This window comes from Mycobacterium sp. UM_Kg27, from assembly GCF_000972905.1.
Lineage (GTDB): Bacteria > Actinomycetota > Actinomycetes > Mycobacteriales > Mycobacteriaceae > Mycobacterium.
On sequence record NZ_JRMM01000004.1, the window covers coordinates 1 to 21,393 of the forward strand.

The window sequence follows — 21,393 nt, forward strand, 5'->3', positions numbered from 1 at the left end:
ATGTGTATAAGAGACAGTCCTCGTAGACCTCCGACTGTGCGTTGATCCGGTACAGCACGGCGATCTCGGCCGGTGAGGTGCCGTCGTGGATCAGCCGGGCGATGGACTTGGCGACTGCCGCGGCCTCGGCGACCTCGTCGGGATGCTCGCGGAAGATCGGCGTCGGGCCGGACTCGCGCTGGCCGATCAGCTTCAGCTTGCTGCCGGCCACCCGCCCACGTGCGGCGGCGATCACCCGGTTGGCCAACGACACCACCTCGGGCGTGGACCGGTAGTCCCGCTCCAGGCGCACCAGGGCGGCGTCGGGGAACCGGCGGGTGAAGTCCAGCAGATAGCGCGGCGAGGCGCCGGTGAACGAGTAGATGGTCTGGTTGGCGTCGCCGACCACGGTCAAATCGTCGCGCTGGCCCAGCCAGGCCGTCAGCACCCGCTGCTGCAGCGGGGTGACGTCCTGGTATTCGTCGACCACGAAGCAGCGGTAGCGGTCCCGGAACTCGGCGGCCACCGCCGCGTCGTTCTCGATCGCGGCGGCGGTGTGCAACAGCAGATCGTCGAAGTCGAGCATCGCCACTTCGCCGCGGGCCTTCAGCGCCTCGTAGCCGGCGTAGACATCGGCGAGCTTGGCGGCCTCGATCGGGGTGTCGCGCCCGGCAGCTGCCGCCGCCTCCGGGTACTGCTCCGGCCCGATCAGGGACGCCTTGGCCCACTCGATCTCCCCGGACACGTCGCGCACGTCATCGTTGCTCAGCCGCAGCCCGGCATGGCCGGCGGCCCGCGCGACCACCCCGAACTTGCGGTCCAGCAGTTCCCAGGCGGTGTCGCCGACCACCCGCGGCCAGAAGTAGCGCAGCTGCCGGCGCGCGGCGGCGTGGAACGTCAGCGCCTGCACCGCGCCTACTCCGGCGGCAGCACCCGCGCCGGCCGCTGAACCCAATGCGCGTAGCCGCGAGCGCATCTCCCCGGCCGCACGCTGGGTGAACGTCACCGCCAGCACCTGCCCGGGCGCAACATGACCGGCCGCCACCAGCTGGGCGATCCGGTGGGTGATGGTGCGGGTCTTGCCGGTCCCTGCGCCGGCGAGCACGCACACCGGGCCGCGCGGCGCCAGTACCGCAGCACGCTGCTCCTCGTCCAGCCCGGCGATGAGCGCATCCATGGCGTCCATCTTGGCAGGCACCCCCGACGGGCCCAGACGCCGATTCGGGAATCATCGGGCGACCTACTAGGTTTGGGGAGTTATGAACCAGCTCGTCATGTACACGACCCAGTGGTGCGGCTACTGTCGGCAGCTCAAAGCGTCGTTGAAGAAGCTCGAGATCGACTACGAAGAGATCGACATCGAGCTGGACCCCACCGCTGCTGAGTTCGTCAGCTCAGCCAACGGCGGCAACCGCACGGTGCCGACGCTGCGTTTCGCCGACGGCTCGACGCTGACGAACCCCACCGGGCGTGAGGTCAAGGCGAAGCTGGAGCGGCTCGGCGGGTAGCGCCGTCAGCTCGATTCGGCCCAGGACTCGATGATCGTCCGGGCGATCGAGATCGAGCCGGGCAGCAGCAGTTTGGCATCCGGGTCGCCGCGGTTCCACGCCCCGGCGGACAGCGCAGCCCGCACTTCCTCGCGGGTGAACCAGTTCGCCTCGGTGATCTCACCGTCGCTGAACACGAATGTCTGCCCCGGGTCGGCGACGGCGTGGAAGCCGACCATCAGCGAGCGCGGGAACGGCCACGGCTGACTGCCGAGATAGGTCACGTCACGCACGGCCAGCCCCACCTCTTCGTGGACCTCGCGGATCACACAGGTCTCGAACGACTCGCCGGCTTCGACGAACCCGGCCAGCAGCGAGAACATCCGGACCGGCCAGTTGTGCTGACGGGCCAGCACCACCCGGTCGCCGCCGTCGTGCACCAGGCAGATCACTGCCGGGTCGATGCGCGGGAACTCCTCCACACCGGTGGCCGGGTTGGCGCGCGCCCAGCCGCCGCGCACCGGCTTGGTCGGTGTACCGTCGACGGCCGAAAACCTGGCGTTGTCATGCCAATTCAGCAGCGCGATGGCCGACGACACCAACTGGGCGCTGACGTCGTCGAAGACGTCGCCGGTGGCACGGATGTCCACCACCGAGACGTCGGCGCTGCTCGGGGCCTGCAGCGCGCCGCGGACCGCCCAGACGTGCCGACCGTCCTCGACACGGCCCAGGAACACCGCATCCGGGGGCGGTGTTTCGCCCAGTTCGCCGGCCTCGTGCAGCACCACCTTGCCGCCGGCGACCAATACCTGGTTACGGGGATCGACGCGCAGCAGCGCTGCCGATGACCAGCCGGCGACGGCCGCGTCCGTGTCAGTGCGCAACTGATCGGCTCGATCCGCCCCGACCCGCGACAGCAGGGGCACCTGGCGCAGCTGGAAGTTGCCCATCATTCCTCCCCGTGCCGACGCGCCGCGATCGTCATTAGTTGGTCACCGTACGCACGTAAAGCAGCCGGTCGCCGACCTCGATCACATCGACCTCCGGTGCATCCAGTCGCAGCAGCCGGCCCTCGCGCACCAGGGCCAGGACTATCTCATTGAGATGCTTGGCCGATCCGCCGACTTCCTGTTGTTCCACCTCACGTTCAGCGATGGCATAGCCGGCGTCGGGGGTGAGCAAGTCCTCGATGATCTCGACAACCCGGGGCGTGGTGGTGGCGATGCCGAGCAACCGTCCGGCGGTCTCCGAGGACACCACGACGGAGTTGGCACCGGACTGTTCCAGCAGATGCTGGTTCTCGGCTTCCCGGATGGACGCCACGATGGTGGCCTGCGGCGCGATCTCGCGGGCGGTCAAGGTGACCAGTGCGGCGGTGGCGTCGGAGCCGGTGGCCACCACGATCGCCGACGCGCGCTGAGCGCTGGCCAGCCGCAGCACATCCGAGCGGGTCGCATCACCGTCGACGGTCACCAGCCCGGCGGTCTTCGCCCGTTCGAGCACGGCTCGGTCGTTGTCCACCACGACGATGTCGCTCGGGGTGGTCTCGTCGTCGCCGAGCATCGCCGCGATCGCGGTCTTGCCCTTGGTTCCGTACCCGATGACGATGGTGTGGTCTTTCACTCTCTTCCTCCAACGCTGAATGCGAAACGCCTGCTGGGACGTCTCGGTGAACGCCTCGACGGTCGTTCCGACCAGCAAGATCAGGAAGGCGATCCGCAACGGGGTGATGACCAGCACGTTGATCATGCGGGCGAACTCGGTGACCGGCGTGATGTCGCCGTATCCGGTGGTCGACAGCGTCACCGCCGAGTAGTAAAGGCAGTCCAGGAAGCTCAACCGGTCGCCTTGCACGTCCTGGTAGCCGTCACGGTCGACGTAGACGAACAGCGTGGACACCAGCAGTGCCGCCAGTGCGATCAGGCTTCGGCGGTAGACGGTGCGGCCGGGACTGGACTGTCCGTGTGGCATGCGCAGCACGCCGACGAGCGCATAACTGGGTTGGGCGGTCAGCGTCTCGTCCAGACGCCGCAACCGCCGCCAGCTAGCTCCTGCCACGACGGGCGGTCATCGGTCAGCCTGACGCACGGACCCACTGTAACCACACCCGTCGTCAGGTGTTGAGCAGCGCGGCCAGGTCAGCCAGTTCGGGCAGCTCCTCAGCGACGACGGTGGTGCCGGACCGCACGTAGTGGAAGGCGGCGTGCACCTGTGCGGGCAGGCAGCCGGTCAATGCGGCCCAGGCCAGCCGGTAAACGCCGAGCTGGACGGCGGCGTGCCGGCGCGCCTCGGGTCCGTCGGGGGGCGCCCCGGTCTTCCAGTCCACCACGGTGACGCTGCCGTCGCGCTCGGCGAACACCGCGTCGATCCGGCCGCGCACCACCCGGCTGCCGATGGCCATCTCGAACGGCACCTCGACGGCGGTGGGAGTACGGGCGGCCCATGGCGATTCCAGGAACGCGGCCTGCAGACGGGCCAGCTCCTGCGCATCGGCGCGGGCGGTGTCAGCGTCGGCCGCGCCGGGCAGATCTTCGAGCTCGAAGAGTCGCTCGGCCCCATAGAGCCGCTGAACCCAGTCGTGAAATGCATTGCCCAACAATGCATGCGGGTCTGGCCTGGCCGGTAGCCGGCGGCTCAGACGCTGCCCCGCGCCGGCGGGGTCGCGGCTCAACTCGACCAGGCCGCTCACCGAGAGCTGGTTGGGCAGGGCGCGGGTCTGCTGCGTTGCGGCCGTGGCGCGCTCGGCCAGCAAGGCGTCCACGTCGGCGGCCCACGCGCTGGCCGAGGGCTGGCCGGTCTGGGGTTCGCCGGCCTGCAGTTCCGCGACGACCAGTGCCGCGCCGCGTTCGACATCACCGCGCCGGCCGCCCAGCGGGTCAGCCGGCCATACTCCTTCGGTTGCGGTGTCGGACAACGGGTTTTTCTCTCCGCCGGCCGGCGCCGGCACCCAGTGCTCGACCACCCCGCAGGGCGTCCCCTCGTCGGCTGCGCTGTCGATCACCGCCTTGATCTCGGCGAGGAAATCCGACGGCCCGCGCGGCTTGGCCTCGCCGTGCCCCCAGTGGTGGCCAGAGATCAGCAGGGTGTCCTCGGCGCGGGTGACGGCGACGTAGAGCAACCTGCGCTCTTCGTCGACGCGCCGCTGGTCCAAGCGGCGCTGATGTTCAGAGATGGTGTCGGACAGCTGCTTTCGGTTGGTGACCGCATCGGTATCGAGCAGCGGGACGCCGTGATCGCCCAAGTCGGCGCGGTCGCCGCGCAGCAGCGGCGGCAGCTCGCCGACGTCGGAGAGCCAGGTGCGTCGCGACGCGGTCGACGGGAAAACCCGCGCCACCAGGTGCGGTATCGCGACCACCTGCCACTCCAGTCCCTTGGCGGCATGCACGGTGAGGATCTGGACGCGGTCGGCAGCGACCGCCAGTGCCGCGGGGGCCAACCCGTTCTCCACCGCGGCGGCGGCATCGAGGTAGCCCAGCAGACCCGGCAGCGCGGCCCGGGCCCCTGCCCCCTCGGCATAACCGGCCACCACGTCGGCGAAGGCGTCCAGTTGTTCGTTGCCGACCGCCGTTGCCACCACCGGCTGCGCGGCGAGCATCTCGCAGTCCAAGCCCAGCACCCGGCGTACCTCGGCAACCAGGTCGGGCAGCGGATGCCACAGATGGCCGCGCAGCAGGGTCAGTTCCTCGGCGACGGCGAGGATGCGGCGGTATCCGACGGCCGAATAGCGCTCCGCCGGTCCGGGATCGGCCAGCGCGTCGGCCAGACACGGCGTCTCGGAATCCGGCCCGGCCGTGGCAGCGATCTCGGCGGCCGATACCGGCGCACTGGGTTGATCGGGCCGGGCCAGCTCGGCGGCGCGTCGCCACAGCGCGGCCAGGTCGGCGGCGCCGAGCCGCCACCGCGGGCCAGTCAGCACGCGCATCGCCGCCGCGCCGGCGGTCGGCTCTTGGAGCAGCCGCAACACCGCCACCAGGTCGGCCACCTCCGGCACCGACAGCAGCCCGGCCAGACCCACCACTTCCACCGGGAGGCCGCGGGCACGGATCGCCTCGGCCAGGGGCGCGGCGTCGGCGTTGCGCCGCACCAGCACCGCGGTGGTGGGCGGGGCCACCCCGTCGGCCTCGGCTTGCCGGTAGCGCCGCTGCAATTCCTCGGCGACCCACTCGTCTTCGGTGACCACGTCGGGTAGCAGCGCGACCCGCACGTCGCCGGGGGGCGCGGCCGGGCGTGGCCGGAGCGGTTGCACCGCGACCGAGCGCTGGCGTGCCTCCGCGGAGATCTCGTTGGCCAGGTGTAACACCTCTGGCGGGTTGCGCCAGCTGGTCCGCAGCTCCAGGGTGGGCGCCGGGCTGCCGTCGGAGAGCGGGAAGTCGGTGGCGAATCGGGGCAGGTTGGTCGCCGAGGCACCGCGCCAGCCGTAGATCGACTGGATCGGGTCCCCGACCGCGGTCAGCGCCAGGCCGTCGTCGGCACCGCCGCCGAACAGCGACGACAAGGCGATGCGCTGGGCGTGCCCGGTGTCTTGGTACTCGTCGAGCAGCACCACCCGGTAGGTGGCGCGCAACCGGGCGCCGACCGCCTCGTTTGACTGCGCCAGTCGAGCGGCCGTCGCCATCTGCGCGCCGAAATCCATTGCCCGTTCCGTGCGCATGCGCTGGTGTAGGGCCTCGATCAGCGGGACCAGTTCGGCACGTTCGGTCTGGGTGTCGAGCATCTTCAGCAGCAACTGGTTGGGTTCGGCACGCTGGCGCGGGCCCGGCGGCAGGGTGTGCACCAACCGCTCCAACTCCAGATGGGTGTGGCGCAGGGCGTCGGTGTCCACCAGGTGCTCGGCCAGCTGCCCCGCCAGCCGCACCACCATCGCGGTGACCGCTGCGGGATCCCGGTCGGTGTGCAGCTCCCCGGGGTAACCGCTGACCACGTCGAATGCCAGCTGCCACAGCCCGGTCTCGGTGAGCAGGCGGGTGTCGGGCTCGATGCCCAGCAGCAGCCCGTGCTCGCGCAGCAGTGCGCCGGCGAACGCGTGGTAGGTGCTCACCACAGGCGTCGTCGCCGGGGCACCGTCGATCCCATTCGAGCCGGATCTGTTCGGTTCAGCTGTCATCAGTCCGGCACCGGCCAATCGCGCCAGCCGGGACCGAACCCGGCGCAGCAGTTGACCGGCCGCCTTGCGGGTGAAGGTCAGTCCCAAGACCTGGCCGGGTTCGGCGTAGCCGTTGGCAACCAGCCACACCACCCGGGCGGCCATCGTCTCGGTCTTGCCGGCGCCCGCGCCGGCGATCACCACCAGCGGTCCCGGCGGCGCGGCGATGACCGCGGCCTGCTCGTCGGTGGGCTGGTGCAACCCGAGCGCGTCCGCCAGCTCGGCGGGGTCGTAGTGGTATCTCATGCGCCACACCCATCGTTGTGGGCCGGGCAGATCGGCCGGACCGGACAGTGCCGGCAGCCGTCATTGACTCGGGCGGTGAACTGCGGGCCGGCGGTGGCCACGGCCGCCTGCGCGACCCGCTCCCGCCAGTGCCCACCGGCGTCAGGGGTGAGGGGGTCCTGTTCGCGCTCGGTGGCCCCGGCGGTTCCGGGTTTGGCGGGATAGACCAGCCGGCCCCCGCCGGGCTGCTCGTCGGGCCCAACGAGCCCGGCTTCCACCGCCAGCTGGTAGACCGCCAACTGGGCGTGCTGTTGTGCGTCGTCCTTGCTGGCCGGCGTCTTCGCGGTCTTGACGTCGACGACTACCAGCCGGCCGGCCGCGTCGCGTTCGACTCGGTCGATCCGACCGCGCAGCCGAACCCCGTCCTCGCCAGCGTCGATCACGCCGTCGAAACCGACCTCGATGCCGACTTCGGTGAGTTCGCCCCGGGTTTGGGCGCGCCATGCCAGAAACGTCTCGAGGATGGCGCGATGGCGGTCGAGTTCGTTGGCCGAGTACCACTGCGACGTGAACGGCAACTGCTCCCATGCCCGGTCCAACTCGGCCTGCAGTTCTTGCGGGTTGCCCGCCGATTCGGCGACCAGTGCGTGCATCACCGATCCGATCGTCGAGCGCAGGTCGCGACCGTCGGTTCCGCCGTGGCGTTCGGCCAGCCAGCGCAGCGGACAGTCCAGCAGGCTTTGCAGAGCCGACGGCGACAGAGTGACCGGTCCGTCGCCGGGTTGTCGAAGTGGCTTCTCGGTGCTCAACGGCACCACGCCATGCCAGCTCCGCGGATCGGCACCCGGCACCCCGGCTCGGGCAAGTCGCGCCAATTGCGTTGCCGCGTCGGCGCGTTCGGAATCGCCTACCGCGTTCTCCGGTGCACAGACCACAGCGCGCAGTCGACCCACCAGCCCGGCCGCGGACAGCACCGGCGGAGCCACCACCGGTGGAGACGGCGCCGTTGCCCCCTCGCCGGTGGCGCAGGCTGCGAGTTCGACGAAGAACTCCGACGGGATCTGTTCTTCGGCGCTGCCGTCCCCCTCGCCATCGACGGCGGTGATCACCAGTCGGCGCCGTGCCCGGCCCAGCGCCGCCACCAGCAGCCGCCGCTCTTCGGCAAGCAGCAGGGCCCGAGCCGAGACCTCTTCCCCGAAGCCATGCAGGGTGTCCAGGAGCCGCTGGGTTCCCAGCACGCCGCCGCGCGGAACGGTGTTGGGCCACAAGCCCTCCTGGACTCCGGCGACCACCACCAGATCCCACTCGCGCCCGAGCGCGGCGTGTGCGCTCAGCACACCGACCGCCTCCGTGCCCGTCACCGACTCGGTGCGGGGCGCCGCCAGCTGCATCGCGGTGACGTATTCGACCAGACCGGTCAGGGTGGCACCGGCAGTGCGCGCCACATACTGCTCGGCGAGATCGAACAGCGCGGTCACCGCGTCCAGGTCCCGGCCGGCTTGAGCGCCGGCGGTACCACCGCGCTCGGCGGCTGACAGCCAGCGTTGTTGCAGACCGGACCGGTTCCAGGCCTGCCACAGCGTGTGGTGCGGATCGCGGCCGTCGGCGTGACTGCGAGCAGCGGCCTGCAGCACCCCGCGGACCCGGCGCAGTGCGCGGGCGTGCGCGGCCGGCAGCGCACCGGGAACACCGGTGAGCACTGCGGCGAGCCTCGTTGAACCGCCGGGTTCAAGCGGCGGTTCCAACTTCGCCTCTCCTGCGTCGAGCCTCGTTGAACCGCCGGGTTCAAGCGGGATCTCCGGGCTGGCCGTACCGCGGCGCAGGGTGCGTTGCAGTTGCCGCAGCGAGATCGGGTCCACTCGCCCGATCGGCCCACTGAGCAAGGCCAGCGCCCGGGGCCCGTCCACGGCGTCTGCGGTGCACTCCAGCACCGTGAGCAGGGCGGCCACCGCGGGCTGTTCGGCCAGCAACCCCCCGCTGGCCGGCAAAGTGACCGGGATGCCGGCAGCGGCCAGGGCGCGGGGCAGCCGCGCGGCCGCTCGCGGCACCGAACGGACGATCACCGCCATCTGCGACCACGGCACCCCGTCGATCAGGTGGGCGCGCCGCAAAGTGTCCACGATCAGGGCCGCTTCAGCGTGGCTGCTGGCTGCGGTACGCACGCTCACCGCGCCGGCGTCGGGTCCGGTGCCCTCGATGCGACGCGTGGCGCTGGTCCCGGGCAGCCGCCCGGTGACGGCGCTGATGGCGTTGGCCACCGCCGGGGCGCAACGGTGCGACGTCGTCAGCGTCACCACCGGCACCGCGGCTCCGCCGGGTTGGGCGTCGTCGGTCAGCAGGACGGTGGGTTCGGCTCCGCGGAAGCCGAACACCGCCTGATCAGGGTCGCCCGCGATCACCGTGCGGTGCACGCCGGCGGCGAGAACCCGCACCAACCGGGCCGCCTGCGGGTCGAGTTGCTGGGCGTCGTCGACCAGCAGCAGCCGGATCCGGCTGCGTTCGTCGTTGAGCAGGTCCGGGTCAGTCACGAACGCCTCCAGCGCGGCCCCGACCAACTCGGCCGCGCCCAACGCCGGCGTGGTCGCCTGGGGTGCCGCGGTACCGACCGCGGCGCGCAGCAGCATCACCTGCTCGTACTGCCGGGCGAAGCGGCCGGCGGCGGCCCACTCCGGGCGGCGGCACCGCTTGCCGAGCCGGACCAGCTCGGCCGGGTCGACGCCGCGTTCGGCGCAGCGCGCCATCAGGTCCCGCAGTTCGGTGGCGAAACCGTCGGTGGCCAGCGCCGCATGCAACGACGGCGGCCAGGCTGCGGCTCCGTCACCGGCGAGCAGTTCGCGGATCACGCTGTCCTGCTCAGCCCCGGTGACCAGCCGCGGCGGCGCGGCCTCGGCCCGCCGCGCGGCGCGCTGCAGCACCGCGAAGGCGTAGCCGTGCACGGTGCGCACGACAGATTCCCGGATCGCCTGGCCGGCGTCGGGTCCGGCGGCAGCCAGCAACGTCGCAGTCAGGGCTCCGCGGTCCGCAGCGGGAAGCCGGCCCGAACCCGTGAGCAGCAGCACCGAGTTCGCGTCCACGCCGGCGGCGACGTGGGCGACCGCCGTGTCGAGCAGCAGACTGGTCTTGCCGGTCCCGGGTCCGCCGAGCACCCGCAGGACGCCGCGCGCCGCCGGGTCCAGCACGGCGCCCGCTTCGGGTGTCCAGCGCTCATTCACCCCGCCATCACATCACCGGGGTCTGACAACTCCGGCCAGATGCGGGCTGTGTCGGCGCGGCGCGACCGGCCAACGCCACAGCAGCACCGGCAGCGACGACTCCAGCGATCACCCCCCTAGTACTCACCCTGTTCAAACTCGGCCTCTAGCAGCGACATTGCGGCTCCGCCGCCAACGGCGACATAGGTGAGCGACACAGGGTCTTCCCTGGACTTGGGGACATTCAGCACCGGGTTACCCAGGCCGACCCGCCGACCGAATGCCCCGGCTGGCAGCATCAGCGACGTGAGCGATCTCCTGCATGTGCACCGCTACGGACCGTCCGGGCCGGTCCAGATGCTGGCGGTCCACGGGCTGACCGGTCACGGGGCCCGCTGGCGCTACGTGGCCGACCAGCTGCCCGACATCGCCGTCGCCGCACCAGACCTGATCGGCCACGGCCACTCGTCGTGGGCGGCCCCGTGGAGCATCGACGCCAACGTCGCAGCGCTGGCGGCGCTGCTGGAGGACACCGCGGACGGCCCGGTTCCGGTGGTCGCGCATTCCTTCGGCGGTGCGATTGCGCTGCATCTGGCCGCAGCACGCCCCGACCTCGTCGACGCGCTGATCCTGCTCGACCCGGCGATCGGCCTGGACGGCGAGTGGATGGCCACGATCGCCGCCGCGATGCTGGCCTCCCCCGACTACCCCGATCCCGCGGAGGCGCGCGCCGAGAAAGAGAACGGTGCCTGGTCCGACGTGGATCCCGACCTGCTCGACAACGAACTCGAGGAGCATCTGGTCGCGCTGCCCACGGGCCGCTTCGGTTGGCGTATCAGCGTGCCCGCGGTGATGTCGTACTGGAGCGAGTTGGCCCGCGCGGTCGTGCTGCCGCAGTCCACGCCGACCACCGTCGTGCGGGCCACCCGCACCTCGCCGCCGTATGTGACAGCGACGCTCACCGACGGTTTGCGGGATCGGCTGGGCGCGAACTTCCAGCTGGTCGACTTCGACTGCAATCACATGGTCGACCAGGCCCGTCCCGCCGAGGCTGCCGCGGTGATCCGGGCGCAGCTGGCCCGGCGCTAGGGGCGCAGTCCGTGGCGGCCGTCACCGACGAACAGGTCGAGGTGGTGCGTGCGCTGATCATCAGTGTGCCCGCCGGCCGGGTCACCACATATGGCGATGTCGCTTCCGCGGCAGGGCTTTCCAGTCCCCGCATCGTGGGCTGGATTCTGCGGATCGACGGGGCGGATCTGCCCTGGCACCGGGTGCTCCCAGCGTCGGGACGGCCGGCGGATCACTTGCGCACCGAGCAACTGGAACGTCTTCGCGCCGAAGGAGTCCTGGCCGTCGGCGGGAAGGTGGATCTGCGCACGCTGCGACACCGGTTCTGACGGATCCGCATTCGGCGCCAAAGCCGAGAAAGCTAGAGCGCCAGGCGGACCAGCGCCGCAGTGCGGGCCAGACCGGGGAACGCCTCCTCGGTGGAGCGCGGATGCAGCGCATGTACGGCAAGACGGAACATCAACGCGCGCAGCAACATCTGCGGCCACTCGGGCAGCGTCTCCCACCGTTCGATCAGCCCGTCGTCGGCGTCACCCCACGACAGGGCGTCGACCACCACTACCCCGGCAGCCCACGAGGCGGGCCGCCAGTAGGGCGTGATGTCGGTGATGCCGGGCGCCGCGGCGCCGGAGAACAGCACCGTGCCGTATAGGTCGCCGTGCACCAACTGGCTGGGACTCCTGGTGGGCTTGCGCAAAGTGGCCAGCTGGTTGATCAGGTCGATCGACCGCTGACCGTCCACCGAGCCCGGAGCCAATCGTGCACCGGCCTGCAGCGAGGCGAACGGCCGTTCCTCCCAGGCCGCCCGGTCCGCGGCGATGAACACGTCGACGTCGGCCCACGGCGCCACCGGTGCCTGGGTCAAGAATCGGGGCCGCTCCAACTTGGAGGTGGCCTCGTGCAGCCGAACCGCCGCCGACACCACCTCGTCGTGGCGCGGCTCGGGGCTGCCACCGACGAAGGTGTCCGCGCGCCAGCCCGACACCACATAACGTCCGTCGGTGGACCGCACGGGGCGGGCCAGGCGGATGCCGTCGGCGAACAGGGTCTCGCGGACTTTAGCCGACCACGCGGCCCTGGCATGGTCGGCGACCATCGACAGGACCACTTCCCCGCACTTCCAGCCGTCTTCCCAGCCGGCACCAAGCGGTGTGGGCGAAACGTTGCGAATACCGAACGTCGCCAGCACATGTTCGGGCGGCGGCTCGATGGTCACGCGATAAGACTAACCTCGGTGATCGCGAGCGCGGCGGAGCCGGGCGCGGCGGGTCACCGCCAAAAGCACCGGTGATCGCGAGCGCGGCGGAGCCGGGCGCGGCGGGTCACCGCCAAAAGCACCCTGCACCGGGTCTATGGCGTTAGTACATGACCATATCGGGCTGCATCTGCTTGGCCCACGCCACAATTCCGCCCTGCAGGTGGACCGCGTTGGCAAAGCCGGCCTTCTTCAGGGTGGCCAGGGCTTGGGCCGAACGGATCCCGGTCTTGCAGTACAGCACCGACATTCGGTCCTGCGGGAGTTTTGCCAGTCCCTCACCGGTGTTGATCGTCGACTGCGGGACCAACTGGGCGCCCTCGATGCGGTTGATCGCCCATTCGCCCGGCTCGCGCACATCGATCAGGGCCAGCTGTTGCCCGGAGTCCAGCAGCTCGCGCAGTTCGGCGGGAGTGATCGTGGACCCGGCGGCCGCGGCGGCGTCATCCTCGGGAACTACGCCGCAGAACGCGTCGTAGTCGACCAATTCGGTGATCGCCGGTGTGGCGGGATCCTTGCGGATCGCAATGGTGCGGTAGCTCATCTCCAAGGCGTCGTAGATCATCAGCCGTCCCAGCAGCGATTCTCCGATACCGGTGATCAACTTGATCGCCTCGGTGCCCATCACCGACCCGATCGAGGCGCACAACACGCCGAGCACTCCGCCCTCGGCGCACGACGGCACCATGCCTGGCGGCGGGGGCTCGGGATACAGGTCGCGGTAGTTGAGACCGCGCTCATTGCCGGCCTCATTGGCCGGGGCGTCCTCCCAGAACACCGACACCTGGCCCTCGAAGCGATAGATCGAGCCCCAGATGTAGGGCCTGTGCGCCAACACCGCGGCGTCGTTGACCAGGTAGCGGGTGGCGAAGTTGTCGGTGCCGTCCAGGATCAGGTCGTACTGGCTGAACAGGTCGACGGCGTTGGAGCGGTCCAGCCGTACCTGGTGCAGCTGCACGCGTACGAGCGGGTTGACCTCGGCAATCGAGTCCCGGGCGCTTTCGGCCTTGGTGCGGCCGATGTCAGAGACACCGTGGATGACCTGGCGCTGCAGGTTCGACTCTTCGACGATGTCGAAGTCGACAATCCCGAGGGTTCCGACGCCGGCGGCGGCCAGATACAGCAGTGTCGGCGCACCCAATCCACCGGCACCGATCACCAGCACCCGAGCGTTCTTGAGTCGCTTCTGCCCCTGCACGCCGACATCGGGAATGATCAAGTGGCGGCTGTAGCGCGCTACTTCCTCCCTGGTCAGCTCGCCGGCCGGCTCCACCAGCGGCGGCAGTGATCTCGGCACCTGGCAATCTCCTCAACGTCGGGTCCGCCCACCCATCACAGCAGCTGGTGGGGGCAACGACAAACCGCGCGCGAAGCTTCCCGAAGGCAGCCCGACCGGCTCAGGCAATCGGAGCCGGCCAGGGGTTGAAGCGGCAGGTCTTCCCGTCGGGCTTGACCCAGTCCGGGTCGAACTTCGCCGCGTCGTCGTTGGAGGTGCCGAAAGTCTGCTGCATCATCACCGGCGCCAGCCCGTCCTGCTTGTCGCACGGTTCGTGGTGCTGGTAGCCGATGGCGTGGCCGACCTCATGGTTGATCAGGTACTGCCGGTAGGACCCGATGTCGCCCTGGAAGGGCACGGCACCGCGAACCCAGCGGGCTTCGTTGATGAATACCCGCGGCTCCGACTTGGCCCCGTATGCCGGGTTATAGCAGGACGCCTCCAGCGGAATCTCGTAGCCGCAGCCCTCCCGGACCGTGATCGGCGACGTCAACGAGATCCGGAAATCGGGGGTGATCGGGCTGCTGGCGTCGACCCGTACGAACCCGATCTGCGGGGTATGCGTCCATCCCTTGGGGTTACGCAGGGTTTGGTCGACCATCCGGGCGAATGCCTCGTCGCCGCCGAACGCGGTGGTGTCGATGCCGTTCTCCACTTCGATGGTGTAGGCGAACACCTTCTCGGTGCCCTGCCCGAATTCCGGCTCGATGCCCGGGATGACGTGCCAGGACATGTCGCCGGCTTCGGTGAACGGGCCGCCGTTGGGCAGCACACCGGTGGGCAGGTTGACGTCGAACTCGGTGAGGCCGCGCGGTGGTGCGCCGATGATCGAGGTGCCCGCCGATCCGATCGTCGGCGGCCCCTGAACCGTGTCATCGGCGGACTGGGTGCGCACTCCAGTGCCGGTCACCGTCTGATACACCACCACGACGGTCAGAGCCATGAGCACCGGCAGCGCGTACGCGCGCCACCCGTAGGTGGAGACGAACCTGCCCAGCCAGGTCTGCTTGCGCCACTGGCGGTGCACATCACGGTCAGACCGCAGTCGCCCGGCACCGGCGGCGAGCGGATCACGCTGGGCGCGCAATGGCTCGCGGAAGCGATCCCGCAGCACCGGGGCTCGACCGCCGCCGCTCCGCCCCGGGTCGTAGGTCACGGTCCCAGAATGGCACAAGGTCTGCGAGCTGGGACTCTGCGGCACGCCAGGAGGTGTGCCGCGACGAGTTCGAAATGGCGATCGACAGCCGATTGTCGGATGTCGCTGGTGGAAGTGACGGGTGCAGCGCGTAGTCTCGCTCTCACCCACCGGCCGTCGCGGACCCAGGGTCCCAGGCGCCGGCCGAACGAGATTGAGGAGTCGATGAGCAAACCGATCGACACGGCAGAGCGGGACGGCGCACAGCCGACCGGCCGTCGCTCGAGCGGCGCCAAAGCGGCGACTACCGGCGGCCGTCGCGGCAGCCGGCTCCCGCGCGACGAGCGCCGGGGACAGCTGCTAATCGCCGCCAGCGATGTATTCGTCGACCGCGGCTACCACGCAGCCGGCATGGATGAGATCGCCGAGCGGGCCGGTGTCAGCAAACCGATCCTCTACCAGCACTTCGCGTCGAAACTGGAGCTGTACCTGGCGGTATTGGCCCGCCACGTGGAGAACCTGGTCTCCGGCGTCCGTCAGGCATTGCGGACCACCACCGACAACCGTCAGCGGCTGCGGTCCGCGGTGCAGGCTTTCTTCGACTTCATCGAGCACGACAGCCAGGGCTATCGGCTGATCTTCGAGAACGACAATGTCGCCGAGCCGCAGGTCGCGGTCCAGGTGCGGGTGGCCACCGAGTCGTGCATCGACGCGATTTTCGACCTGGTCAGCCATGACTCCGGCTTGGACCCGCACCGCGCCCGGATGGTCGCGGTCGGGTTGGTCGCGATCAGCGTCGACTGCGCCCGGTACTGGCTGGACAGTGACCGCCCTATCTCCAAGGATGACGCCGTCGACGGTACGGTGGCGTTCGCCTGGGGCGGGCTGTCACACGTGCCGCTGACCCGTTAAGCGGAACTGGCCCCGGCAGCGACGTCGGCACCAATCCCGAAACCGACCCGCCGACTGTCGGCGACACCGATCTCCACGTAAGCGATCTTGGCGGCCTGCACCAGGAAGCGGCGGCCTTTCTCGTCGGTGAGGGCGAGCAGTCCAGCACCGTCTGCGCCCTTGCCCAACGCGGCGCCGACCAGCTTCTCGACCTCATCGGGCGTCTGCGCACTGTTGATGACCAGTTCGCGCGCGCTATCGGTGACCCCGATCTTGACCTCCACGCCTGCCCCTTTCGTTTGCGTTGGGCGTTGCTAAGCAGGCTAGTGGACGGCGGCCCGGTTGGTGCGCACCGGCCGTTCGCCCTCGGCGATAACGCGCTGCGTGGCGGCGGGCTAAGCCAGACCCAGCTCGCGCATGCGCTCGTCGTGGGTGTGTTGCAGGCGATCGAAGAACCCGGCCAGCTGGGCCAGTCCGGCCGCCCCCGACACCACCAGGTCGGCGAGTTCGTCGCGGTCGGCCAACACGTACTGGGCCTGGGTGATCGCCTCACCGAGCAGCCGACGCGACCACAACGCCAGCCGGCTGCGCTGCTTGTTGCTGGCCGTGACCGCGCCGCGTACCTCCTCGACGACGAACTGCGAATGCTTGGTCTCGGCGAGCACCGCACGCACCACGTCGCCCACCTCGTCTGGGAGTCCGTCGGCGATCTGCAGGTAGAAGTCGGCGGCCATCGCGTCGCCGATGTAGGTCTTGACCAATGCCTCCAGCCACGTGCTGGGCATCGTCAGACGATGGTAATTGTCAAGGGCAGTAGCGTATTTCGACATTGCCGCGACCACGTCGACACTGCGGCGCTCGAGAGCTTCACGGAGCAGTTCGAAGTGGCCCATCTCCGCGGCGGCCATCGCCGCCATCGAGATCCGGCCACGCAGATCGGGCGCCATCCGGGCTTCGTCGGTGAGCCGGTAGAACGCGGCCACCTCGCCATAGGCCAGTACCGCGAAAAGCTCGTTGACCCCAGGATGATCGGCGGACAGCCGCGGCGGGGAAGACTGCGCTTCCGCGTCGGCGGAGGGAACCGAATTCATCACCACACTGTATGCGTTCCGCGGCAATGGACCGATGCCCGGCCCGACCAGGTAGGATCATGCTCAGGCAGTGCCTATTCGGTGCTGCCGCGCAATGTGCGTACACGTGGTTGGCCCGCCTCCTCGGCGAGTGCAGGGCCCCCGGCGGTGCCTCCGAATATGGGCAAAGTATCGACCGTCTCCAGTGTGTGCGCCCCGACCCGCACCGCGATCGACTGACATACCGCGCCGACTTCGAAAGGCATCTGCCCGCGCATGACCCCATTGATCTCAACCACCGTTCCCACTACCCCTCCGAGCTTCGCCGAGCTGGGCGTCCGCGACGAGATCGTCCGCGCACTCGCCGAGGACGGCATCGAGCACGCCTTCGCGATCCAGGAGCTGACGTTGCCGCTGGCCCTGGCCGGCGACGACCTGATCGGCCAGGCCCGCACCGGCATGGGCAAGACCTACGGCTTCGGCATCCCGCTGCTACAGCGGGTCAGCACCAGCCCGGACCGGCCGCTGACCGGCGCACCGCGAGCGTTGGTCGTGGTGCCGACCCGTGAGCTGTGCATCCAGGTCTCCGGCGACCTGGCCGACGCGGCCAAATACCTGACCGCCGGGGACCGCCCGCTGTCGGTGCAGGCCATCTACGGCGGCCGGCCCTACGAACCGCAGATCGAGGCGCTGCAGGCCGGTGCCGACGTGGTGGTGGGCACCCCGGGCCGGCTACTCGACCTGGCCCAGCAGGGGCACCTGCAGCTGGGCGGCCTGTCGGTGCTGGTGCTCGACGAGGCCGACGAGATGCTGGACCTGGGCTTCCTGCCCGACATCGAGCGCATCTTGTCTCGTATCCCCGACGACCGGCAGTCGATGCTGTTCTCGGCCACCATGCCCGGCCCGATCATCACGCTGGCCCGCAGCTTCATGAACCAGCCCACCCACATCCGGGCCGAGGCGCCGCACTCTTCGGCGGTGCACGACGCCACCGAGCAGTTCGTCTACCGGGCCCACGCCCTGGACAAGGCCGAATTGGTGGCGCGGGTGCTGCAGGCCCGTGGCCGCGGAGCCACGATGATCTTCACCCGCACCAAGCGCACCGCCCAGAAGGTCGCCGACGACCTCAATGAGCGCGGGTTCAAAGTGGGCGCGGTGCATGGCGACCTCAACCAGGTAGCTCGCGAGAAAGCACTCAAGGCGTTCCGCACCGGCGACATCGATGTGCTGGTGGCCACCGATGTGGCCGCCCGGGGCATCGACATCGACGACGTCACGCACGTCATCAACTACCAGTGCCCCGACGATGAGAAGACCTACGTGCACCGCATCGGCCGCACCGGACGCGCCGGAAAGACCGGCGTCGCCGTCACCCTGGTCGACTGGGACGAGCTGGCCCGCTGGACGCTGATCGACAAGGCCCTCAACCTGTGCTGCCCGGACCCGGCGGAGACCTACTCCAGCTCGCCGCACCTGTTCACCGAGCTCAACATTCCCACCGACGTCAGCGGCTCCATCGGCCAGACGCGCCGGTCACCGGCCAAGCGGTCCGAGGACGAAACCCGCGAGACCGCAGCGGACCGCCAGCGGGCGCCCCGCAACCCGACCCGGTCTCGTCGGCGCACCCGCGGTGGTAGCCAGGCGAGCGCCACCGACGGCGCCCCGCAGAACGCCGAGGCGGGTGAGTCCGGCACCGCCGCGAACTCCGAGGCCACCGGGCCCAGTGCGCCGCGGCGCCGTCGCCGCCGTCGCCCGAACAAGACCGCGGCCGCTGCCGCTAACGGCGGCTGAGCTGGACCGCTGAGATGGTACGACCCGAGCGCCGCACCTCCGGTGATCTGGTCGCGGCGGCCTTGATCGCGGTCGTGATCGTTGTCGTCGGAGTGGTCATCTGGTGGACCAGCGATGCCCGCGCCACGATCAGCCGGTCGGCGTCGGACTCGGCGACCAATCCCCCGTCGGCGGCGATGGTGCCCGCGGCGCTGTCGCAGCTGTGGACAGCGGCCAGCCCGGCAACTTGGGCACCCGTGGTGGTCTCCGGCACGGTGATCACCGGTGACGGTCCGCGGATGAGTGGTCGTGACCCGGCCACCGGCGAAGAGCGCTGGAGCTACTCCCGCGACGTCGACCTGTGCGCGGTGTCGTGGATCTACCGTTACGCCGTCGCGGTCTACCCTGATTCCCGCGGGTGTGGCCAGGTCAGCGCGGTCGTCGCTGCCGACGGCCTGCGGGGACCGGCCCGCACCAGCTACGCCGACCGGGCCGTACGGGTCTCCTCTGAGGGCAGCGCGGTGCTCTCAGCCGGCGCCACCCGCCTGGAACTGTGGCGTTCAGATCTGGTGCGAGTGATGTCTTACGGGGAGATCGACGCTCGGGTGAAACCTTCGGCGCGCGGCCGAGGGCAGGGCTGCGCCCTGGTCTCGGCAGCGGCGGCCTCCTCGGCGGTATCGGTGCTGGAGTCCTGCGCGGGCCAGTCCGATGTGCAACTGACGCTGCTGCGCGCGGGCAAGGAAGAAGACGAGCCGGAGACCCAGCACGTCGCCGAACGCGGAGTGACCGCGGACTCCGGCGCCCGGGTGCTCGCGGTGACCGACTCCGACGCCGGCACCAACACCGCGCTCTATCTGCCCACTCCGCAGCCTCGTATCGAGGTCGTCGACCAGACCGGCACCACTATCGCCAAGACCATGCTGCCGGCCAAACCCAGCCCCGCCAGCGCCGCACTGCCGGTATCGCGGCCCACCGGGTTGATCTGCTGGTGGACCGGCGATGCGGTGATGGTGTTCGACTCCGGAACGCTGACCTACCGCTACACCATTCCGGCGTCGGGTGCCGCGGTTCCGTTGGGGCCGGCAGTACGGATGGCCGATCGCCTCCTGATACCGGTGACCGACGGGGTCGGCGTCTTCGACCAGAACACCGGCGCGCCGGAACGCATCATCCCGGTGAGCCGCCCGCCCGGGGTCTCGACCGTGTTCCCGGCGGTGTCGGGCCCGACGGTATTGGAGCAGCGCGGCGACGCCGTCGTCGCGCTGGGCTGATGGCGGCGGCTCCGCCGCGCTTGCGATCACCGCTGGGTTAATGGCGGCGGCCCGCGGCGCCCGGCTCCGCCGCGCTTGCGATCACCGCTGGGCTGATGGCCCCGCTAGACCTCGGGAGTAAACGTGGGCAGCGACTTGCCGTTCTTCCAGTACTTGAGCAAGGCCTCGGCCAGCTGACGGTAGGCCTGCGCGCCCTTGTTCTTGCGCCCGGCGATCACCGAGGCACCCGATGCACTGGCCTCGGCGAAACGCACGGTCCGCGGGATCGGCGGAGCCAGCACCGGCAGGTCGTAGCGGTCGGCGATGTCGAGTAACACATCGCGACTGTGGGTGGTGCGCGAGTCGTAGAGCGTCGGCAGGGCACCCAGCAGACGCAGCTCGGGGTTGGTGATCTGCTGGACGTCGGAGACCGTGCGCAGAAATTGGCCGACGCCTCGATGCGCGAGGGTCTCGCATTGCAGGGGCACGATCACCTCGCCGGCCGCGGTAAGGCCGTTGAGGGTCAGCACACCCAAGGACGGCGGGCAGTCGATGACCACCACATCGAACTCGTCTTCGAGCTTGGCCAGCGCCCGCTGCAGAACGTACTCGCGGCCGGCCCGCATCAGCAGCATCGCCTCAGCGCCGGCCAGGTCGATGTTGGCCGGCAGCAGGGTCATCCCCTCGTCGGTCGGCACCAATGCCGTATTGGGTTCCACCTCGCCGAGCAGCACTTCGTGCACCGACACCGGCAGCTTGTCGGGATCGTGGCCCAGGGAGAAGGTTAGGCAGCCCTGCGGGTCGAGGTCGACCAATAACACCCGCCGACCCAGCTCGGCCATCGCCGCACCCAGCGAAGCCACCGTCGTGGTCTTGGCCACGCCGCCCTTCTGATTGGCAACCGCCAAGATCCGCATCCCCGTCACACCGACATACTGGCACGGCTTAGCCCTCGGAGCACCAAACGCGGGTCGGTGTCCGCCGTCGGGCAGAATCGACTGACGTGGGGATCGAGGAGCACCGACTTCTGCTGCTGCGCCACGGGGAAACCGAGTGGTCCCAAAGCGGCCGGCACACCGGGCGCACCGATCTGGAGTTGACTGAGGTGGGCCGGCGTCAAGCCGTCGCCGCCCGGGCAACGCTGACAAAGCTGACGCTGGACAACCCGCTGGTGATCTGCAGCCCGCGCCGCCGCGCCCGGGTGACCGCCGAGCTGGCAGGGCTGCACGTCGATGAGATCTTCGACGACCTCGCCGAGTGGGACTACGGCCGCTACGAAGGGCTGACCACCGCGCAGATCCGCGAATCCGAACCCGACTGGCTGATCTGGACACACGGCAGTGCCGGCGGTGAGACGGTGGCGCAGGTCAGCGACCGCGCCGACCGCATGGTTGCGTTGGCGCTGCGACAGCTCCCCTCGCGTGATGTGGTGTTCGTCGGACACGGCCACTTCTCCCGGGCTGTGATCACGCGGTGGCTGGAGCTGCCGTTAGCCGATGGCGCACGAGTCGCGATGGCGGCGGCCTCGATGGCCGTGTGTGGCTTCGAGCACGGAGTGCGCCAGCTCATCGCGCTCGGCCTGACCGGACCTCAGGCCGCAGGGCTGTGACAACACTGCCACCGAAGTTCGTCCTTTCCGGACCCTCCGGGACG

Annotated in this window: 18 protein-coding genes; 7 read left to right on the forward strand and 11 right to left on the reverse strand. The window is 69.9% G+C overall.

All coding sequences use genetic code 11. The features are described 5' to 3' along the window. Positions 1 to 1,165: ATP-dependent helicase (locus tag LI94_RS01175; protein WP_046300043.1), on the reverse strand; the 1,165-nt coding region annotated here is incomplete at its 3' end. A gap of 73 nt (positions 1,166 to 1,238) precedes the next feature. Between LI94_RS01175 and LI94_RS01180 the strand changes: the two genes are divergently transcribed. Next, positions 1,239 to 1,487 (forward strand): mycoredoxin, encoded by a 249-nt coding sequence (locus LI94_RS01180; protein WP_024443678.1) that lies wholly within the window; start codon positions 1,239 to 1,241, stop codon positions 1,485 to 1,487. A gap of 5 nt (positions 1,488 to 1,492) precedes the next feature. On the opposite strand, the gene nudC is transcribed toward LI94_RS01180, so the two are convergent. Genes nudC through LI94_RS01200 form a run of 4 tightly spaced genes read right to left on the reverse strand, consistent with a single transcriptional unit; the run spans position 1,493 to position 10,046 of the window. Further along, a complete protein-coding gene (gene nudC / locus LI94_RS01185; protein WP_125078335.1) occupies positions 1,493 to 2,419 on the reverse strand; it encodes an NAD(+) diphosphatase in 927 nt (308 codons plus the stop codon). Between the two features lie 31 nt (positions 2,420 to 2,450). Beyond that, entirely contained in the window at positions 2,451 to 3,524 is a 1,074-nt protein-coding gene (locus LI94_RS01190) for a potassium channel family protein (RefSeq protein WP_024443676.1), read from the reverse strand. A gap of 55 nt (positions 3,525 to 3,579) precedes the next feature. Continuing rightward, entirely contained in the window at positions 3,580 to 6,855 is a 3,276-nt protein-coding gene (locus tag LI94_RS01195; protein WP_046300044.1) for an ATP-dependent DNA helicase, read from the reverse strand. Next, positions 6,852 to 10,046 (reverse strand): ATP-dependent DNA helicase, encoded by a 3,195-nt coding sequence (locus LI94_RS01200; RefSeq protein WP_046300045.1) that lies wholly within the window; start codon positions 10,044 to 10,046, stop codon positions 6,852 to 6,854. Before LI94_RS01200 ends, LI94_RS01195 begins: the two co-directional genes overlap by 4 nt. Before the next feature lie 285 nt (positions 10,047 to 10,331). Here LI94_RS01200 and LI94_RS01205 point away from each other — a divergent pair, with 285 nt between their 5' ends. Both LI94_RS01205 and LI94_RS01210 read left to right on the forward strand, forming a co-directional pair. Next, complete coding sequence (locus tag LI94_RS01205; protein ID WP_024443673.1) at positions 10,332 to 11,114, forward strand: alpha/beta hydrolase; 783 nt, start codon at positions 10,332 to 10,334, stop codon at positions 11,112 to 11,114. Between the two features lie 11 nt (positions 11,115 to 11,125). After that, positions 11,126 to 11,422: an MGMT family protein gene (locus LI94_RS01210; RefSeq protein WP_024443672.1), complete on the forward strand. Its 297-nt coding sequence runs from the start codon at positions 11,126 to 11,128 to the stop codon at positions 11,420 to 11,422. A gap of 32 nt (positions 11,423 to 11,454) precedes the next feature. Here LI94_RS01210 and LI94_RS01215 read toward each other — a convergent pair whose 3' ends face one another. The 3 genes from LI94_RS01215 to LI94_RS01225 all read right to left on the reverse strand — a co-directional run bounded on the left by LI94_RS01215 (position 11,455) and on the right by LI94_RS01225 (position 14,780). After that, positions 11,455 to 12,309 carry a TIGR02569 family protein gene (locus tag LI94_RS01215; protein ID WP_024443671.1) on the reverse strand — a complete coding sequence of 285 codons (855 nt, stop codon included), beginning with the start codon at positions 12,307 to 12,309 and terminating at the stop codon, positions 11,455 to 11,457. Positions 12,310 to 12,451: 142 nt separating this feature from the next. Further along, complete coding sequence (gene moeZ / locus LI94_RS01220; RefSeq protein ID WP_046300046.1) at positions 12,452 to 13,645, reverse strand: adenylyltransferase/sulfurtransferase MoeZ; 1,194 nt, start codon at positions 13,643 to 13,645, stop codon at positions 12,452 to 12,454. 100 nt (positions 13,646 to 13,745) lie between these two features. Next, a complete protein-coding gene (locus LI94_RS01225) occupies positions 13,746 to 14,780 on the reverse strand; it encodes a DUF3152 domain-containing protein (protein WP_024443669.1) in 1,035 nt (344 codons plus the stop codon). Positions 14,781 to 14,984: 204 nt separating this feature from the next. On the opposite strand from LI94_RS01225, the gene LI94_RS01230 reads away from it, so the two are divergent. Next, positions 14,985 to 15,671: a TetR/AcrR family transcriptional regulator gene (locus LI94_RS01230; RefSeq protein ID WP_046285552.1), complete on the forward strand. Its 687-nt coding sequence runs from the start codon at positions 14,985 to 14,987 to the stop codon at positions 15,669 to 15,671. Here LI94_RS01230 and LI94_RS01235 read toward each other — a convergent pair. Both LI94_RS01235 and LI94_RS01240 read right to left on the reverse strand, forming a co-directional pair. Further along, the gene (locus tag LI94_RS01235) at positions 15,668 to 15,934 is read right to left on the reverse strand and encodes a DUF3107 domain-containing protein (protein ID WP_024443667.1); all 267 of its coding nucleotides are present in this window, start codon (positions 15,932 to 15,934) and stop codon (positions 15,668 to 15,670) included. The genes LI94_RS01230 and LI94_RS01235 overlap by 4 nt on opposite strands. Positions 15,935 to 16,045: 111 nt before the next feature. After that, positions 16,046 to 16,741, reverse strand: a complete 696-nt coding sequence (locus LI94_RS01240; protein ID WP_046300073.1) for a ferritin-like fold-containing protein — start codon at positions 16,739 to 16,741, stop codon at positions 16,046 to 16,048. A 255-nt stretch (positions 16,742 to 16,996) separates the two neighbouring features. Between LI94_RS01240 and LI94_RS01245 the strand changes: the two genes are divergently transcribed. After that, positions 16,997 to 18,511, forward strand: a complete 1,515-nt coding sequence (locus LI94_RS01245; RefSeq protein ID WP_046300047.1) for a DEAD/DEAH box helicase — start codon at positions 16,997 to 16,999, stop codon at positions 18,509 to 18,511. Positions 18,512 to 18,525: 14 nt separating this feature from the next. Then, on the forward strand, positions 18,526 to 19,761 hold the full coding sequence (locus LI94_RS01250) for a hypothetical protein (protein WP_046300048.1): 1,236 nt from the start codon (positions 18,526 to 18,528) through the stop codon (positions 19,759 to 19,761). 104 nt (positions 19,762 to 19,865) lie between these two features. On the opposite strand, the gene LI94_RS01255 is transcribed toward LI94_RS01250, so the two are convergent. Then, entirely contained in the window at positions 19,866 to 20,666 is an 801-nt protein-coding gene (locus tag LI94_RS01255) for a ParA family protein (protein ID WP_024443663.1), read from the reverse strand. A gap of 77 nt (positions 20,667 to 20,743) precedes the next feature. Between LI94_RS01255 and LI94_RS01260 the strand changes: the two genes are divergently transcribed. Continuing rightward, entirely contained in the window at positions 20,744 to 21,349 is a 606-nt protein-coding gene (locus LI94_RS01260; RefSeq protein ID WP_046300049.1) for an acid phosphatase, read from the forward strand. Positions 21,350 to 21,393: the final 44 nt, after the last annotated feature.

Coding starts and splice junctions, on each gene's coding strand:
- LI94_RS01180 (WP_024443678.1), top strand. CDS start 1,239: ATGAACCAGCTCGTCATGTACACGACCCAGTGGTGCGGCTACTGTCGG.
- nudC (WP_125078335.1), bottom strand. CDS start 2,419: ATGATGGGCAACTTCCAGCTGCGCCAGGTGCCCCTGCTGTCGCGGGTC.
- LI94_RS01195 (WP_046300044.1), bottom strand. CDS start 6,855: ATGAGATACCACTACGACCCCGCCGAGCTGGCGGACGCGCTCGGGTTG.
- LI94_RS01230 (WP_046285552.1), top strand. CDS start 14,985: ATGAGCAAACCGATCGACACGGCAGAGCGGGACGGCGCACAGCCGACC.
- LI94_RS01240 (WP_046300073.1), bottom strand. CDS start 16,741: ATGAATTCGGTTCCCTCCGCCGACGCGGAAGCGCAGTCTTCCCCGCCG.
- LI94_RS01245 (WP_046300047.1), top strand. CDS start 16,997: ATGACCCCATTGATCTCAACCACCGTTCCCACTACCCCTCCGAGCTTC.
- LI94_RS01250 (WP_046300048.1), top strand. CDS start 18,526: ATGGTACGACCCGAGCGCCGCACCTCCGGTGATCTGGTCGCGGCGGCC.